This is a genomic window from Pseudomonas sp. TE36184 (genome assembly GCF_054060055.1).
Genome location: NZ_JBSSCU010000001.1, coordinates 5,491,676 through 5,506,601 on the forward strand (window position 1 = coordinate 5,491,676; position 14,926 = coordinate 5,506,601).

Consider the following 14,926-nt stretch of genomic DNA (forward strand, 5'->3'; position numbering starts at 1 on the left):
ACAAATTTGTGTGTGCAGGACAAAAAGTCTGAAAACTCTGGATAGGTAGACGGATAGTCTAGGCGGATGATCTGTCAACTCCTGCCAGCGCAGCATGCTCAGCCAATTCTTGCTGGATAAACGCCGCAATCATCGCGCGGTACACCTGTTCGGTGACGTCGGGATTGGCGCCGATCGTGTGGGATAGGTCGCGCACTTTGCTGATCACCTGTTCGACGCGCTGTGGTGCCTTGACGCCGTCGGTGTCTTTTTTGAAGCGTGCCGCCTGGGAAACGTAGTGGCCGCGTTCGGCCAACAGGCTGACGATTTGCTGGTCGAGGCGGTCGATGTTGTTTCGAACTTCTTCAAGGGTGGTGCAGGTAACGGCCATGTTGAGTGAACTCCTGATTCTGGTTGGGCTTGGTCAGTAGTGATACCACTTCATCTCAAGCATTACCTCATTCACCGGCGTCGACAAGTGGCTGTACTCGCGTTGGGCGCTCAGGCGCAGGCCGAGGTTGCGCGACAATTCCCACTGCTGGTTCAGGCTGATGCTGCGCCGTACTTCGCCATTGGTGAAGAAATCTCCCTTGGCTTCCAGGCTCAGGTTGCCCAGCGGGTTTTTCCACAGTACGCCGGTGTTGAAACCGGCGGCGGGGGAGATGGCTTCGCTGAAGTCGTTGTTGTGTTCCACGCGCACGGTGCCGAGGGCGAAGCCGAGCATGTCGTCGCGCAGTTGCCAGGTGCCGCCGGCGCCGCCATTGACGTGGGCGACCAGGGTTTCATCGTCGTGTTTGCCCGGCACGCGTTCCAGGCCGCCGGTGACTTGCCATGACCAGGGTTGCAGCAACGCGTTGCGCGGAGTCAGGGAGCGGATGGTGGCCAGGTCCAGTTGCTGCAGTTGCCAGTGGTTGCCTTCGTACTGGCGCAGTTTCATTTGCAGGATCTCGATCTGCGCGCCGAGGGGGAAGCCTTCGGCGTTGTCGTTGAGGTCGTGGTAGGCCATGCGCAGGCCGTATTCGCCGAAGGCTTTGTCGCCACGCGTGCCGATGCCGGCTTGCCAGGTGCGTGATTCATGGCCGGTTTCCGGCAGGCCTGGGGGCGTGATCTTCAGGTCGGGCGCGGGGTTCTGGTTGATTGCACGCAGCAGTTCGAAGCTGCGTTGGGAGCGTTCGGTGTCGCGCTCCAGGCCATTGGCGCGGTAGCGGCCGAGGCGGTAGGCGGCGTCGATGATCAGCGCCTGGCGCTCGCGCGGCAACGCTTTAAACGCGGGCGCCTGCAATTGTTTCTGGTCGTCGCTGACTTTCAGCACCCATTGCTGCTCGTCGCTGTCCAGCGGTTTGGCGCGTTCCAGCAACTCGCGCTCACGGGACGGGCGATAGTCGATCTTCTCGACCAGGCCGGCGTCTTTCACGGCCTTGACCGTGTCGGTGGGGATCGCAGTGAGCGGGAATTGCTCGGTCAGGCGCAGGCCGGGGCGGGCCACTTGCAGCAACTCCAACAGGCGGTAGGAGCAGTTTTCGTCGAAGAAGAAGTAGTCGAACTGGATCTGCTTGAGTTCCCACACATGCTCGACCATGCGCTCGGTCTCGACCTGGGTCAGGTTCAGGCGGTATTCCCACAGGTCGCGGTTCTCCAGGCTGCGGTATTCGGAGAGTTTTTCCTGGTAGGGCACCAGGGCGAACAGGCCGGGGTAGCCGCCCATCAGGCCTTTCCAGGCGTAGAGGATGCTGTTGTCCGAGCCTTCGATGTACGCGCCGAAGTTGATCGCATAGCTGAGCAGCGCGGTGTTGTTGCTCTGCACGTCGGCCTGGTCGATGCGCAGCAGGGTGTGGCCGAACATCGATGAAGGGCTGTTGAGGTAGGCCGCCGGGAAGATCATCACCGCGCTATGGGGCGCGACGTCCTTGAACCATTGCTTGAATTCGTTGCAGCCCACGGCGGGCAGGTCGGTCAGTTGCAACCGGTCCTTGAGCCAGCGGGTACGTGCGGGGTAAACGCATTGTGCGTGTTTTTCACCCAGGCTGGCCGGCGCGTAGAGCGCGTCGACGGTGGCCTTGAGTTCGGCATCCGGGTGATGGGCGCCATCGGCGGCGAGGAAGAATTTTTTGTCGCTGACATAGCTGCGCCAGCCACTGACTTTGCCGGCTTCGTAATGGCCCAAGGACAACCAGAACGGATCGTTGGCCAATTGCTGCAAACGTTGATCATCAAGATGCGGCGCCGCATACAACGGGGCGCAGGCGAAGAGTGCCATCCAGGCAAGGCGTTTGAGCATAGGGGCAACTTAAGTCGGAAAAAGTGAGACCCAAGCGGGGAGGCGGGTCCAAAAATAAGACCCGCGCCTTGGAGGGCGCGGGCGGCTCGAGCTTAAGCCTGGGTTGCGTATTTCGCCAGGCGGGCATCACTTTTCAGTACAGCCAGGGTGTTGTTGTGGACATCGTCAGCGGTCACGTCGGCCTTGCTGAAGATTTGCTGGAAGTGCTCGTGGGTCACGGCAGCAAAGTGCTCGCGATCTTCTGGTGCAACGCCCAGTACCACGGCGTAGGTGGTCAGCGCCTCGCCATTGCCTTTGGCCATGTCTTCGGACAGCTCGTTCATCATGCCATTCATGGCGATCCACGATTTGCCGCCGTAGGTCAGGGCGCTGTTGGTGCTGCAACCGTTGGTGCCCGAGGTCATGCCGAAGGTAGCGTTGCCCGAGGTGCCGTTGGTGGTGGACGCCAGGAAGTGCGCCGGCGTGCCGCGCTGGCCTTCGAACAGCATGTTGCCCCAACCGCAGTTCGGGCCACCGGGTGATTCAGCCATTGCGTTGAGGGAAACGACGGTGAAGAGAGTACCGAGAAGGATCCGTTTCATAGCTTTGTTCTCTTTGTGTGCAAACCAATGGACAAGGGTTCAGGCGCAGTAACGTGCCTTAGGGGCTGGTTATTAGTCCAGCCCGCGCAGTTTGGAGTTTAGGCAGGTTCCAGGGGTTCCGTGATTTTTAATAAAACAATCAGAGATATCTCGATTTTTTTGTAGGACGCAGCCCGTGTCTATGCTTTACCTCAGGCGCGCCTTGCCAGAGCGCGTAACAGAGAGCCAGAATGCCGCCATCTGCCCCGCCTGATGTAAGGAAGCCCGATGCCTGATCCTGTTGCTGCCAGCTTGCGTCTAGCGCCCGAAGCGCTGACTCGCCCTTTCTCCGCTGAACAGTTCAGCTTCTCGACCACCAATGATTTGGAGCCCTTTCGCGGTGTGCTTGGCCAGGAACGTGCGGTTGAAGCCTTGCAGTTCGGTGTGGCCATGCCACGCCCCGGTTACAACGTGTTTGTCATGGGCGAGCCGGGCACCGGCCGCTTTTCGTTCGTCAAACGCTACCTGAAGGCCGAAGGCAAACGCCTGCAGACCCCGTCGGACTGGGTCTATGTGAATAATTTCGATGAGCCCCGCGAACCCCGCGCCTTGGAACTGCCGGCAGGCGGCGCCGCGGCGTTCATCAGCGACATCAACGGCTTGATCGACAACCTGGTGGCGACCTTCCCGGCAGTGTTCGAACACCCGACGTATCAACAACGCAAAAGCGCCATCGACCGCGCGTTCAACCAGCGTTACGACAAGGCATTGGACGTGATCGAACGCCTGGCCCTGGAAAAGGACGTGGCGTTGTACCGCGACAGTTCCAACATCGCGTTCACCCCGATGCTCGACGGCAAGGCGCTGGACGAGGCCGAGTTCTCGCAGCTGCCGGAAGTCGATCGCGAGCGCTTCCACACCCGATATTTCCGAACTGGAAGAACGCCTCAACGAAGAGCTGGCCAGCCTGCCGCAGTGGAAGCGTGAGTCGAACAACCAACTGCGTCAGTTCAACGAAGAAACCATCACCCTGGCCCTACAGCCATTGCTGTCACCGTTGTCGGAAAAGTATGCAGAAAACGCCGCTGTATGCGGTTACCTGCAAGCCATGCAGGTGTACTTGCTGAAAACCGTGGTCGAGCAATTGGTGGACGACGCCAAGACCGACGCCCAGGCCCGCAAGCTGCTCGAAGAACAGTACTGCCCGAGCCTGGTGGTCGGCCATCCGGTCAACGGCGGCGCCCCGGTGGTGTTTGAACCGCACCCGACCTACGACAACCTGTTCGGTCGGATCGAATACAGCACCGATCAGGGCGCGCTCTACACCACCTATCGTCAGTTGCGTCCGGGCGCCTTGCACCGGGCCAACGGCGGGTTCCTGATCCTCGAAGCCGAGAAGATGCTCAGCGAGCCGTTTGTGTGGGACGCCCTCAAGCGTTCCCTGCAGTCGCGCAAGCTGAAGATGGAGTCGCCGCTGGGCGAACTGGGCCGCCTGGCCACGGTGACGCTCAACCCGCAGATGATTGCGTTGCAGGTCAAGGTGATCATCATCGGCTCCCGCCAGCTGTACTACGCGTTGCAGGACGCCGATCCGGACTTCCAGGAAATGTTCCGCGTGCTGGTGGATTTCGACGAAGACATCCCGATGGTCGACGAAAGCCTCGAGCAGTTCGCGCAGTTGCTGAAAACCCGCACCTCGGAAGAGGGCATGGCGCCGCTGACCTCGGACGCGGTGGCGCGCTTGGCCACTTATAGCGCACGCCTGGCCGAACACCAGGGGCGGTTGTCGGCGCGCATTGGCGACTTGTTCCAGCTGGTCAGCGAGGCGGATTTCATTCGCCACCTGGCGGGCGACGAAATGACCGACGCCGGCCACATCGAACGTGCGCTGAAGGCCAAGGCCACGCGCACCGGGCGGGTGTCGGCGCGGATTCTCGACGACATGCTCGCCGGGGTGATCCTGATCGACACCGCCGGCGCGGCGGTCGGCAAGTGCAACGGGCTGACGGTGCTGGAAGTCGGCGATTCGGCGTTCGGCGTGCCGGCGCGGATTTCCGCCACGGTGTACCCGGGCGGCAGCGGCATCGTCGACATCGAGCGTGAGGTCAACCTCGGCCAGCCGATTCACTCCAAGGGCGTGATGATCCTCACCGGTTACCTGGGCAGCCGTTATGCCCAGGAATTCCCGCTGGCGATCTCGGCGAGTATCGCGCTGGAACAGTCCTACGGTTATGTGGACGGCGACAGCGCGTCCCTGGGCGAGGCCTGTACCTTGATTTCGGCCTTGTCGAAAACCCCGCTCAAACAGTGTTTTGCCATCACCGGTTCGATCAACCAGTTTGGTGAAGTGCAGGCGGTGGGCGGGGTCAACGAGAAGATCGAAGGTTTCTTCCGCCTCTGCGAAGCGCGTGGGCTGACCGGCGAACAAGGCGCGATCATTCCGCAGGCCAACGTCGCCACGCTGATGCTCGATGAGAAGGTGTTGCAGGCCGTGCGCGCCGGGCAATTCCATATCTATGCGGTGCGCCAGGCGGATGAGGCGTTGAGCCTGCTGGTCGGCGAGCCGGCCGGTGAGCCGGACGCAGAAGGGCAATTCCCCGAAGGCACGGTGAATGCGCGTGTGGTCGAGCGTTTGCGCGCGATTGCCGAGATGATCAGCGAGGAAGACTTGAAGGAAGCTGAAAAGGAACTGGCGCTGCACGCGCAGGCGGAAGCCAAACCGAGCTGATCGGTTAGCCCGCCACTAAATTGACTCCAGGTTGGGGGCCAACGCCCGTTGGTCCCTACAACCTTGGTTTATCGCGTTTTTCTTCTATTCTGAGCACTAGGGATATCCACCGGAGTCGCAGGATAGAAACAGTCTCGCCGTGCTTGAGGCTGAACGCCGATCTACCGAGGGTCGCCGCCATGCCGCGCAACCTTTGCCTGACCCGCCAGTGCCTGGGCCTGGGCACTCGCATCGAATGCTCCATTCGCCCTCTTGCGGGGGATAACGGGATGTGGACGTTGTTGTTTGCCGCTGGAATGACCGGTGAGCAGCCTTCGACCATCAAATCCCAGGGACCGTTTCCCGGGCCGTTCGTGGCCGAAACCTTCCTGCAATCGATCGTCGAAAACCTGACCCAGCAAGGCTACGAGCTGGCGCAGGAGCCGCAGATCTGGTGCCTGCATCTGCAGGCCCACCTGCGCCAGCTCAATAACGGGCAGGAATGCCTGGCCCTGTAGGCCCGGTTATTTGCTTTCGGGCTTGTCCAGCTTGACCTCGAAGCCGTATTGCACGGTGCTCAGGTTGGTACGCTGGTAGCTTTCCAGCTGGGTCGGCTGGCCGTAGAAGTAGTGCACATCAAACAACGCCGTGCCGTATTCCTCGGCGTGGTGGCTGACCCCGAGGATTTCCTTGAGGTAGTTGCCGCTGGCGTCCTTGGCATAGAAGCGCCAGCTGTCGGACGGGAACTGCGCCTGGTCGACGATCAGCGCGTTGTCCTTGAGCGACAGGCCCTTGGGCAGCTTGGCCACGTCGATCGTGGCTTGGTCGATGCTGGCCAGGAACAGCGGAATCGAGCCCACCACAAACGCCGGGTTCTCCGGGAACAGGTTGAGGTCGTAGGTGAGCGTGCCGCGTGCAGGGTTCAGCTCGAAGGCTTCGCTCGGCAACTCGATGGGCTCGCCGCGCTCGCCTTTTTCATTGGCTGTGAAAAACGTCACCGGGGCTTCGTCGCTGTTGCGTTCGGTGCCCGCCAATTCGTCGTTGAAGGTGTAGGGGTGGTCAAACACGATATGCGCGGCGCTGGCATCTTCGACGGACTGGCTGATGGTCACGCTGTTTTTCAGCTGGTCCTCGGTCATCGTCGCGGTTTTCAGCCAACTGGCGGTGCTGTCGTCGTACACCGTTACCGCCATCGGCAAGGCTTGCACGGTTTTCTGCAGGCTGTTCTTGTCGAAGCGCAATACGGGCAGGTCGAGGTCCTTGCGGGTCAGCGTGGCCTTGGAAAAGTCCAGCACGTCGACCTGCAGCGTGTCGATCAGGCCATTGAAGTAGACCTTGGCGTAATGGCTGCTTTGCTGGTGTTCGAAGGCTTTCTGCTCGTCCGTCAGTTGTTTCTCAAACGCGTCCGACCAGGCTTTCTGCTTTTGCATCTGCGCCAGTTGTTTCTCGTAGAACGCCACCTGCGCGGCATTTTCGTTGATCGAGCCCGAGCGCGTGAGGAACTGCCCGGTACTGTCGCGGGCCTGCACCAGCAACGGGTCCGGTGATTCGTCGCCGACCTCCGCCGCCAGCGGTTCGTGGTTGGTCAGTTCGATCTCGGCGTAGTTTTTTTCCAGGCTCAGCAGGTTGAGGGTGATATTGCCCTCGGTGCGTGGGTGGCCGAGGTCTTTTTTCGACAGGTCGAACGTCAGCACCTTGCCCGGCGCGACCACCTCGACTGTACCTTTGAGGCTGACGGGCTGCGGCTGGCTCTTGTTGTCGGTCTCGATGCCGTCGATGAACGGGTAGGTCACCGTCAGGTCATCGGGGTTGGTCAGGTTGGAACTGCTGGGGCTCAACTGGATGCCGGGATCGGTTTCCGACCATTCCGGCTGGAAGGGGATGACTTTGCTGTTGCTCAAGGTCACCGACTGCCATTCCAGGCCGTGGGGGAACGGGAACTGGTCGGGGGTGTTGAAGTTGAACGGGAACACCGGCTGCAGATCGGTCAGGTAGTCGGAGTGGGAGGTCTTGCGCAGCACGAACAGGCCGTTGATGTAGGTGTCGACCAGGGCCTGGGGCGTGGGGTAGTGCTTGAGCAGGGCCAGGCTGTCTTCGCCGTATTCGGCTTCGATGGGCTTGCTGGCGAGCTTGACCCGCGCCCGTTCCAGCAACAACAGCGAACCGCCGAGGTCGGCGATGGCGTCGCGCAGTTTGGGGTCCTGGATACTGTCGAGCGACTGTTCGAACTGCTTGGTTTTCTCTTCGAGGGTGGTCTGCTTTTGCTCGTCGCTGGGAGAACAGCCACCGGCCAGCAGCAATGCCGCACACAGGCCGATGCTGGCCCAAGGGGAACGCACATCCATCATCTTGAGTTTTCCTGTCCGACGTCTTTGAGCCGAGTTGATGGCCTCGACACTAGCAGAAAAACGCTCTTACAGATGCCACTCAGGTCAGTTTTCTCGCGGTCACAGGTGTTGGGTAGCGGCTGGTATACTCGCCGTCATTTCTAACCACGCTGTGTGAGATTCAATGGAACGCTTTATCGAAAATACGATGTACGCCTCGCGCTGGTTGCTGGCGCCGATCTACCTGGGGTTGTCCCTGGGCTTGTTGATCCTGGCATTGAAATTCTTCCAGGAAATCATTCACGTCGTTCCCAATATCTTCAGCATGCTCGAATCGGAAGTGATCCTGCTGCTGTTGTCGTTGATCGACATGGCACTGGTCGGCGGCCTGCTGGTGATGGTGATGATCTCCGGCTACGAGAACTTCGTCTCGCAGCTGGACATCGATGAAAACAAGGAAAAGCTCAACTGGCTGGGCACCATGGACTCTTCCTCGCTGAAGATGAAAGTGGCCGCCTCCATCGTGGCGATTTCCTCCATCCACCTGCTGCGCATCTTCATGGATGCCAAGAACGTCGATCCACAGCATTTGATGTGGTACGTGATCATCCACATGACCTTTGTGGTCTCGGCGTTCGCCATGGGTTACCTGGACAAGCTCACCAAGCACTGATCCCCCGCGCCGGCCTTACTGCCCGATGAAGTAGTAAGGCTGGCGATTGATTGCCATCTCCTTGATCACCGTGACCTTGCCGGTCAGTTGCTCCGTGTTATCCAGCAGCGCGACGTTGCCGGGGGCGGCGGCCAGGTAACTGTGCAGTTCGGGCTCGGTTTGCAGAATCGGCAAGTAGGCCTGCAGATAGAACACGCTGGCGCCGTCGATGCGCTCGTTGGGCCGGAACAACGCGACCTTTTTGCCTTCGGCCTGTAGCGCCTGGATCTGGCTCATCACGGGCACGAAGGACTGTTTTTTGTCGGCTTTTGGCGCGAACCAGAAAGCAGCGCTCAGGTAGCAGGCGATGAGCACGGTGAACACGCCGCCAATCACGATTTTATGCCGCTTATACAGCGCCGGTTTGTGATCTTTCAGCCAGTGCAGCAGCACCTGCGCATATTCCGCAGCCAGTACGGCGGCGGCTGGCGTCAGCGCCATCAGGTATACGGTGCGCTTGCTGGAAGCCAGGGTCAGCAGGGTGAATTGCGCCACCAGCCAGACGCAGAAAAACAGACGGTAGCGGTTGCGCACCAGGCTTTTACGGAAGTGCCACAACCCCAGGTACACCAGGATATTCCACGGCAAAAAGGCTTCGGGCAGTTTGGCGATGTAGTAGTAGAAGGGTTCGTAGTGCCCGGCTTCGACAAACGAGCCGCTGAACCGCCCGACGCTGTTGGTCCACAGCACTTCGCCCACCGCCTGCAGCCCGCCGCGCTGGAACAGAAACCCCAGCCAGATCAGCAGTGGCACCAAGGCCAGCAGGGTAAACAGTGCCGGCCGCAGCCAGTCGCCGATGCGCAGGCGTTTGTCCATCCAACTGGTGCAGGCCAGGTACACAAAGATCACGATGCCCGGCATCGCCAGGCCCAGCACGCCTTTGCTCAGGGTGGCGATCACCATCCCGGCCGTGAACAGGGCCCACGCCCAGGCGGTTGAGCCCTGGCGCTCGGCCGCCGGCCGCATGGCCTGGTAGAACGCCAGCAGCGCGGTGGTCACACCCAGGCTGAGCAATGCATCTTCACCGACGCCGCGCACATTGCTCCAGTAACTGGCCATGGTCGCCAGGATCAGCGCCGCGCAGAACGCCAGTGTCTTTGGCCGCCCGAACGTGCGCAGCATCCCGTAAAGCAGCATCACGCTGAACAACCCGGCGAACGCCGAGGCCAGGCGCACGGCCCCGGGCGTGCCGCCAAACAGGCGGATCGCGCCGGCGTCGAGCCACAGGCTCAGGGGCGGTTTTTCCAGGAACGGCTCACGGAACAGCCGTGGCACCACCCAGTCGTTGTCCAGGTGCATGGCCATGGCGATCCCGCCGACGCGGGCTTCAGTGGAGCCTTGCAGTTCATGGTTACCAAGGGCGAAGAAGAACAACAGGCCAGCAAGCAGGAGCAGCAGAGGAACGGGACGCGTCATGGGGGCTGGTTACCGGGGCAGGGGGCCGTTCGAGGGAACGGCTCGCAATCGGTGAGTATAGGGGGGCGATTCTTAATATTTCATGAATGGGTACGAGGTTTGTGCAGGGGGACCGGGGCGGTGGTTTATTTCCGCCCCGGCTTCAGTGCGGATGGGGGTTATGTCGCTTTGACTTTAAACCGGCTCAACCCTTGTTGCATGGAGCTGGCCCGTTCCGACAGGTCGCGGGCAGCCACCGCGCATTGTTGGGAGTTGGCCTGATTCTGCTGGGTGACTTCGTCGATCTGCTCCAGGCCGATACTGGCTTGCTGCAAGCCGGACGCCTGTTCACTCGAGGCTTGGTAGATCAGCGACACCAGGCTGGAAACGGTGCTGGTGCCGGTGACGATGTTTCGCAACGAGTCGGCCGTGCGACCGGCGATGACCATGCCGCGCTGTGTCTTGGTCGACGAGTCGGCGATCAGCGCCGCGGTTTGCTGGGCCGCTTCGGCACTGCGGGCGGCGAGGCTCCTGACTTCATCGGCGACGACGGCAAAGCCACGGCCCAATTCGCCGGCGCGTGCCGCCTCGATCGCCGCGTTCAAGGCCAGCAGGTTGGTCTGGGCGGCGATGTTGTCGATGGTGGTGATGATCGCGGTGATGTCTTTGCCCGAGTTGTCGATTTCGGTCATGGCGGCGATCAGTTCGCTCATCAGCTTGTCACTTTCCCCGGCGTCGGCGCGTGAGGCCTGGGATTGTTCGTCGGCCTTTTTCGCGTTGGCGGCGTTGTCGGTGGTCTGCGCGGCCATTTGCGTCATGACGGCACTGATCTCAGTGATGGACGACGCCGAGTTGGACGCACCATCGGACAACGACTGGCTCAACTCGGTGACCTGTGCGGAGCTGCCGGTGATTTGCGTGGCGCTGGCCTGCACCTGGGAAATCAAGGTGTTCAAGTTGCCGACCATTTTTTCCAGGGACTTGCCCAACGTGTCGTTGGGGGAGGACAAACGCACTTCCAGGTCCAGATCGCCTTCGGAGATACGTTCAGCCACACGGACCTGACGCTGCAGGCTTTCGGACATCTCGTTCAAGGCCAAGGACAACTGGCCGACTTCATCGTCGGATTTTTGCACCAGGCGACACGAGAAATCCCCCAGGCTGATGTTGGCAGCCAAGGCGGCGGCTTCACGAATCGGCCCGACGATTTTTGCGGTGGCGAACCACAGCGCCAGCAATGCCAGTACCGAGATACCCAGGCCGACCGAGACCTGCCAGATACTGCTGCTGACGCCACGGGATTGCAGTTCCTTCTCCAGGGCAATCGCCTGGCTCATGACCACCGTCTTGGGCAGGTGGATCAAGATGGCCCAGGGTTTTTCGGTGCGGCCCAGGATGATCGGCATCTGTACTTCGATTTCCTGGGAGTCCTGGTTGAGGCGACTGTCGCCCTGGCCTTTTTGCACATTGGCCAGCACCTTGTCCCAGGTGTCGGGTAGCAATGCCTTCAATGACTGGCCGATCAGTTCCGGCCGTTTACTGTCGGCGACCACCAAGCCCTGGTTGCTCAGGATCGACACCGAACCTTTGCCGCCGTAGAGGTCGGCGGACATTTGCTCGCTGAGTTTCTGGATAAACGAGATGTCGAAGTCTGCGCCGACCACGCCGTAAAACTTGCCATTGGCGGTGATCGGCACCGAGAGCGTGGTCAGCCACACATTTTTGCCTTGCACCACGTAGGGAAGGGGGTCGAGCACGCTTTCTTTCAGGGTGTCCCGGGGGCCGCTGTACCAGCCGCCCTTGAGCACGCCATTGGGGTGGCGGGCATCGGAGTCGTATTCGACCAGCGGTTGCACGGCGATATGGCCGTCCGAGCCGCGTGTCCAATAGGGCGTGAAGCGGCCGGTCAAGGGGTTGTTGCCGCCTTCGTTGTTACGAAACGCTTGGTCCTGGCCGTCCACCGCATCCGGCTCCCAGCACGAATACGTGCCGTTGAAGTCGGGGTTGTCCTTGAGCACGCTGAGCAACATTGTATTGATTTGATCGCGGCCCAGTGCCAGCGGGCTTTGCGCACTTTTACTCGCGCCCAGCGTATTGGCCAGCGTGCGTGCCGAGTCCAAGGCATTTTGCAGTTTCGCCCTGATCGCATTGGCACGGGACTCCGCCAGGTTTTGTACTTCGCGAATGGTGCCGCTTTCGATCAATGTTGAAACTTCGGTGCCCACGTAGGCTTGATTGGCGGTTGAGGAGTACAACCCATATAACACCAGGCTTGCGCAAGAGATTAACAGGCAGAGTCCGGCGGTGAAGCAAATCCGAGTCTGTAATGAGTTGAATTTCATGGTATTTCCTGCCCACGCTAGTAGTTGCCGACATAATTGGATGGCGGCATTTCAGTTTTTTTTGTTCGCAAGGCTTACTGCTTGATCATGGGCTGCTTGAGCATATAAATGCAGTACAGCTGGGGCGTCGCTTAGTTCTGCTCGGACGCCTCATCGTCGAGCCAGAGACGTTCGGTGTTTTTAAAGCCATAACGCTGTGACGGCACGCGCGCAATGATGCGATCGGTTTGTTCGGGATCACTCAGGTCGATTATTTTTGGGGTGATATAAATATTCAACACCGGCACGAAGAACAACTTAATCTTTGGCGTCAATAAAGAGTCGGGGTGTTGTTCGATCACCACGCCGATACTGCCACTTTTCAACTGAACGATAGACCCCACCGGATAAATACCCACGGACTTCAAAAACGCGCGGAACACCTCGTCGTCGAAATGCCCGTCCCATGTCGACATTTGCTGGATGGCGACCGCGGGGTCCCAGCCTTGGTTGTAGGAACGATCCGAGGTGATTGCATCGTAGACATCGCAAACGGCGGCCATTCGCGCAAAAAGACTGATCTGGTCGCCGACCAACTGATGGGGGTAGCCGCTGCCGTCCACCCGCTCATGGTGATGCAGGCAGACATCCACGACCATGTCGCACATCTGCGAAGTCGCCAGCAGGGTTTTCTCACCTTCCAGCGGGTGCGTGCGTATCAGTTGCAATTCGTCACCGCTCAAGCGCCCGGGCTTGTTGAGGATCGCGCCCGGTATGGCCATTTTGCCGATGTCATGCAGCAGGCCGGCCATCCCGACCCGGCGAATCAACACGGCGGGCAGGTTCAACTGGTTGCCCAGGGCAATCATCAATGCACACACGGCGACCGAATGCATATAGGTGTAATCGTCGAGGCTTTTCAGGCGTGCCAGGCTGATAAAGGCGTTGGGATGGCGGGCGATCGACGCGGAAATGTCGTCGACCAGTGCGCTGATATTCTCCAACTCCAGGGCGCGGCCCATGCGGACATGGCTGAACATCTCGACCACGGCGGTCTTGGCGCGGGCACAGATTTCCTGGGCGGCAACGAGCTCGTCGTTCATGCAGGTGGGAGTGATCGTCGCCGCTGCGGGCGCAGGGGACGGCTCTGCTGACTGGGGTGTCTCGGGTAGTTGCGCGCCGCAGCCCATGGCGCATTGGATATCCGCCTGCGTGTCGCGTGCGCGGCCTTGCCAGAAGGGCCTGGCCTCGCTGCTGTCTGGCGCCAGATGATAGAGCTCATTACATTTCAACATGATTTGCCCTCTGTTGATTTTGTTCTTATTCGTTTCCTTGCAGCCTCCTTGGCTTGAGTGTTGTTGTCGTAGAGCGTCAGTTCGTGTTGACGGCTTTGATACGTGAGACGACGCGGCCGGCCAGGTCATCGGGGCGGAACTTGGCCAGGAAGTCGTCGGCCCCGACTTTCTTGACCATGGCCTGGTTGAAGCCCCCCGAGAGCGAGGTGTGCAGCACAATGTGCAGGTTGGCCATGCGCGGGTCGTTGCGGATCTCGGCGGTCAAGGTGTAGCCATCCATCTCCGGCATCTCGATGTCGGAGATCATCATCAGAAACTCCTCATCCGGCTTGCGCCCTTCGTCGAGCATGGCGCGCAGGTAGTCCAGCGCTTGTCGGCCATCGTTCAAGGCCACCACCTCGACGCCCACGGTTTCCAGGCAGCGGGTCACCTGTTTGCGCGCGACCATCGAGTCGTCCACGGTCAACACCCGCAGGTGTCGCGCCTGCTGGGTGACTTCGTGATCGATTACGCCGCTGGATATTTCCTCGGACGATGGCGATATTTCTGTCAGCACCTTTTCAACATCGATGATCTCGACCAGGCGGTCGTCCGTGCGGGTGACGGCCGTCAGGTAATTGTTCTCACCACTGCCCTTGGGCGGCGGATGGATGTCTTCCCAGTTCAGATTGACGATGTGTTCGACCGCGTAGACGAGGAAACCCTGAACGCGATTGTTGTACTCCGTAAGTATTATAAAAGCGCTTTCCTGATCCTCGACTCCGGGCAGTCCCGTTGCCATGGCCAGGTCAAGAATAGGGATGCAGACACCTCGGATATTGGCCACGCCACAAATGTTGCTATTCGACTTTGGTATCGAAGATAACTTCGGGCAGCGGATAACTTCACGAACTTTGAATACGTTGATCCCGTACAGTTGGTGGTTGTTGAAACGGAACAGCAACAGTTCAAGCCTGTTCTGCCCGACCAGTTGTGTGCGGCTGTTAACGGAGGCCAGTACACCGGTCATACACACTCCTTAAACCTGGTTGAACAGCGCTGATGTCGTAATGACATTAGCATATGTAGGGGGATGTAAAATATATGTGAAAATAAAAGAATGCCAGGGTTTGTCGTTAAAACGATATGAAGTCAGGTGAATGTCTTTTCGCACAGTTGTTTTAAATGCTTAGTTGGCTAACTTATTGTTTGTTATTGTTGAGAATGATTTAGATCGAAGGTTTTAGATGATCTGCAACATTCGATAATTCATATAGCCCAAGTCGGAGTCGAGGCATGACCGCCGCTGATGATCCTTGCGGGTGCCGGGCACATCGATCTCGCGCATGCGTTGCAAAGGCACGCCGATGCAT

General features: G+C 59.6%; 10 protein-coding genes and 1 pseudogene. 3 read left to right on the forward strand and 8 right to left on the reverse strand.

Going from position 1 to position 14,926, the window contains the following annotated elements; all coding sequences use genetic code 11:
- Positions 1-58 precede the first annotated feature (58 nt).
- The 3 genes from ACVWZP_RS24815 to ACVWZP_RS24825 form a co-directional block, all read right to left on the reverse strand.
- Positions 59-370 (reverse strand): chorismate mutase, encoded by a 312-nt coding sequence (locus tag ACVWZP_RS24815; RefSeq protein ID WP_457370215.1) that lies wholly within the window; start codon positions 368-370, stop codon positions 59-61.
- A 33-nt stretch (positions 371-403) separates the two neighbouring features.
- Positions 404-2,257, reverse strand: coding sequence for an Lnb N-terminal periplasmic domain-containing protein (locus tag ACVWZP_RS24820; RefSeq protein WP_046381989.1), 1,854 nt, complete (start codon positions 2,255-2,257; stop codon positions 404-406).
- Positions 2,258-2,349: 92 nt separating this feature from the next.
- Entirely contained in the window at positions 2,350-2,838 is a 489-nt protein-coding gene (locus ACVWZP_RS24825; protein WP_046381990.1) for a DUF3015 domain-containing protein, read from the reverse strand.
- Positions 2,839-3,105: 267 nt separating this feature from the next.
- On the opposite strand from ACVWZP_RS24825, the pseudogene ACVWZP_RS24830 reads away from it, so the two are divergent.
- Both ACVWZP_RS24830 and ACVWZP_RS24835 read left to right on the forward strand, forming a co-directional pair.
- Positions 3,106-5,545: pseudogene (locus ACVWZP_RS24830) on the forward strand (Lon protease family protein).
- A gap of 179 nt (positions 5,546-5,724) precedes the next feature.
- Positions 5,725-6,042, forward strand: coding sequence for a PA4575 family protein (locus ACVWZP_RS24835; protein ID WP_017847321.1), 318 nt, complete (start codon positions 5,725-5,727; stop codon positions 6,040-6,042).
- Positions 6,043-6,048: 6 nt separating this feature from the next.
- On the opposite strand, the gene ACVWZP_RS24840 is transcribed toward ACVWZP_RS24835, so the two are convergent.
- Positions 6,049-7,872: a hypothetical protein gene (locus ACVWZP_RS24840; protein ID WP_079444757.1), complete on the reverse strand. Its 1,824-nt coding sequence runs from the start codon at positions 7,870-7,872 to the stop codon at positions 6,049-6,051.
- Between the two features lie 163 nt (positions 7,873-8,035).
- Between ACVWZP_RS24840 and ACVWZP_RS24845 the strand changes: the two genes are divergently transcribed.
- A complete protein-coding gene (locus tag ACVWZP_RS24845; protein WP_017847323.1) occupies positions 8,036-8,524 on the forward strand; it encodes a TIGR00645 family protein in 489 nt (162 codons plus the stop codon).
- A 15-nt stretch (positions 8,525-8,539) separates the two neighbouring features.
- Here the strand turns inward: ACVWZP_RS24845 and ACVWZP_RS24850 are convergent, their stop codons facing one another.
- The 4 genes from ACVWZP_RS24850 to ACVWZP_RS24865 form a co-directional block, all read right to left on the reverse strand.
- Complete coding sequence (locus ACVWZP_RS24850) at positions 8,540-9,979, reverse strand: ArnT family glycosyltransferase (protein WP_261755456.1); 1,440 nt, start codon at positions 9,977-9,979, stop codon at positions 8,540-8,542.
- Positions 9,980-10,137: 158 nt separating this feature from the next.
- On the reverse strand, positions 10,138-12,300 hold the full coding sequence (locus ACVWZP_RS24855; RefSeq protein WP_457370216.1) for a methyl-accepting chemotaxis protein: 2,163 nt from the start codon (positions 12,298-12,300) through the stop codon (positions 10,138-10,140).
- Between the two features lie 131 nt (positions 12,301-12,431).
- Positions 12,432-13,574, reverse strand: a complete 1,143-nt coding sequence (locus ACVWZP_RS24860; RefSeq protein WP_457370217.1) for an HD-GYP domain-containing protein — start codon at positions 13,572-13,574, stop codon at positions 12,432-12,434.
- A gap of 76 nt (positions 13,575-13,650) precedes the next feature.
- The gene (locus ACVWZP_RS24865) at positions 13,651-14,583 is read right to left on the reverse strand and encodes a chemotaxis protein CheV (protein WP_017847327.1); all 933 of its coding nucleotides are present in this window, start codon (positions 14,581-14,583) and stop codon (positions 13,651-13,653) included.
- Between the last annotated feature and the right edge of the window lie 343 nt (positions 14,584-14,926).